The organism is Dialister sp. (assembly GCF_036343215.1).
GTDB lineage: Bacteria > Bacillota > Negativicutes > Veillonellales > Dialisteraceae > Dialister.
In genome coordinates this window covers 1-1,768 of the sequence record NZ_JAZASU010000183.1, presented here as the reverse complement: position 1 = coordinate 1,768, position 1,768 = coordinate 1, and the positions used below count along the sequence as shown (strand labels likewise).

Annotated in this window: 3 protein-coding genes; all 3 read right to left on the bottom strand. The window is 51.4% G+C overall.

Translation table 11 applies throughout. The annotated features are described in order from the left end of the window. Nucleotides 1-189 precede the first annotated feature (189 nt). Nucleotides 190-798 (bottom strand): DUF4446 family protein, encoded by a 609-nt coding sequence (locus VZT47_RS10220; protein WP_330224855.1) that lies wholly within the window; start codon nucleotides 796-798, stop codon nucleotides 190-192. 6 nt (nucleotides 799-804) lie between these two features. After that, complete coding sequence (locus VZT47_RS10215; RefSeq protein ID WP_330224854.1) at nucleotides 805-1,656, bottom strand: ParB/RepB/Spo0J family partition protein; 852 nt, start codon at nucleotides 1,654-1,656, stop codon at nucleotides 805-807. Continuing rightward, a partial coding sequence (locus VZT47_RS10210) for a ParA family protein (RefSeq protein WP_442877435.1) occupies nucleotides 1,649-1,768 on the bottom strand: 120 nt, incomplete at its 5' end. The genes VZT47_RS10210 and VZT47_RS10215, both read right to left, overlap by 8 nt.

Genomic DNA, 1,768 nt, shown 5'->3' with positions numbered 1-1,768 from the left:
CTCACGAAAACCGCTTCTGACTCAGGCCAAAGAGCACACCGCTGACTCCCATTTCAAAATTTCCTTCCTTTTCCGAATCACGATTCACGATTCACGAACCCGTCGAAGTGGGATTACACTTTCATGCCGTGATGAGGCTGACTCACGAATACCGAAACTGACTCAGACCATAAAAACAGGCTAAAGACTCTATTTCTTAGCCATATCAATCTTATGGTCATCAGGCATGGCAGAAGCTGTGGCGTTTACCATTTTATCCTGTTCCACGGCATTGATGGCCTGATTGGCCATATCGGGCATGAGTGTCTGTAGAGCCTGCCGGATGGATTCTGCTTCTTCTGTGGAGAGGGCTTCCCGGCACTGGCCGCTGGTGACTTTCTTCGCATAAATACGGCAGGTTTCATGGCCCGCCAGGGAGGAAAGGACGAATCCGTCATTTTTGCCGTCCAGCAGGCAGAGGGAGAAGGAAAGCTTGTCTCCCGTATCATCGAAAGCATCGTAGCGCACGAGGCCCGTCTTCTGATAAGACTGGAGCTGCATGGTAGCCAGGAGTTCCTGCTGATGCAGCATATTTTCAGAGGAGGAAAGCATTTCGCGCAGTTCCCTGACTTCCGTGGAAAGCTTGAGTTCTATGGACTTGCCGTCTTCACCGTTCATGAAATACTTGTATTTCTTCATCAGCCGGTTGACTTTGTTCTTCATGGAAAGGTACTGGAAGAAAAGGTAAATGAGAAGGATGGCAAGAATGATGCCGATCACGATCATCACTATATTTGGATTAATGGCTGCTAAATTCATGGTACTTTAATGCTCCTGGTTCAGGATATCCATAATGCGCTGAAATTCTTCATCATTTTTGAAGGAAATGGAAATGGTCCCCTTGTGGGCATTCCGGCCCCGGCCGAAATGAATGGCCACGGGACTTCCTACGGAAAGACCCAGTTTGTCCTGGAGTTCTTTGACATATCCGGAAATCTGGATTTCCTTCTTCGGTTTTGCCGGCTTTTTGCCGCGGATCAGCTCTTCCACCGCCCTGGCGGAAAGGCCTTCCCGCACGATACGGCGGGCGAGGGATACTTTTTCCGCTTCCGAGGGAAGGGTAAGGAGCGGCCGCGCCTGGCCGGGGGTCAGTTCTTTCTTGATAAGGAAATTCTTTATTTCCTCCGGAAGTTCCAGGAGGCGCACCAGATTGGCCACATAGGGACGGCTTCGGCCCACTTTGTCCGCCACTTCTTCCTGGGTAAGGCCGTAGGTTTCCATCAGTTTCTGATAAGCCAGCCCTTCTTCCACCGGATTCAGGTCTTCGCGCTGGAGATTTTCCACCAGCGCCATTTCCGCAGCTTTCCGGTCATCATAGTCCACCACAATGGCCGGAATGAGGAGAAGGCCTGCCAGTTTTGCCGCCCGGTAGCGGCGCTCGCCGGCAATGAGTTCATACCGGTTATCTTCCTTTTTGCGGACCACCACCGGCGAAAGGAGGCCGTCTTTTTTAATCGATTCCGCCAGGGATTTCAGTGATTCTTCATCAAAATCCTGACGGGGCTGCCAGGGATTTCCGGAAATAGCGTCTGTGGAAATATCAAGGACTTTTCCGCTTTCATCCAGGTCATCCCCGAAAAGTTCACCAAGCCCGCGGCCCAGTTTCTTCTTAGTCACGTTTCAAAACCTCCCGACATAATTTCTTGTACGCCTCAGCGCCCTTTGATTTCGGCGCATAGGTGAGGATAGGCTCCCCGAAGCTGGGTGCCTCGGAAAGTTTGACGGTCCT

What these genes read in the sequence shown, in the direction of transcription:
- VZT47_RS10220 (WP_330224855.1), bottom strand. Translation starts at nt 798, where the DNA reads ATGAATTTAGCAGCCATTAATCCAAATATAGTGATGATCGTGATCGGC.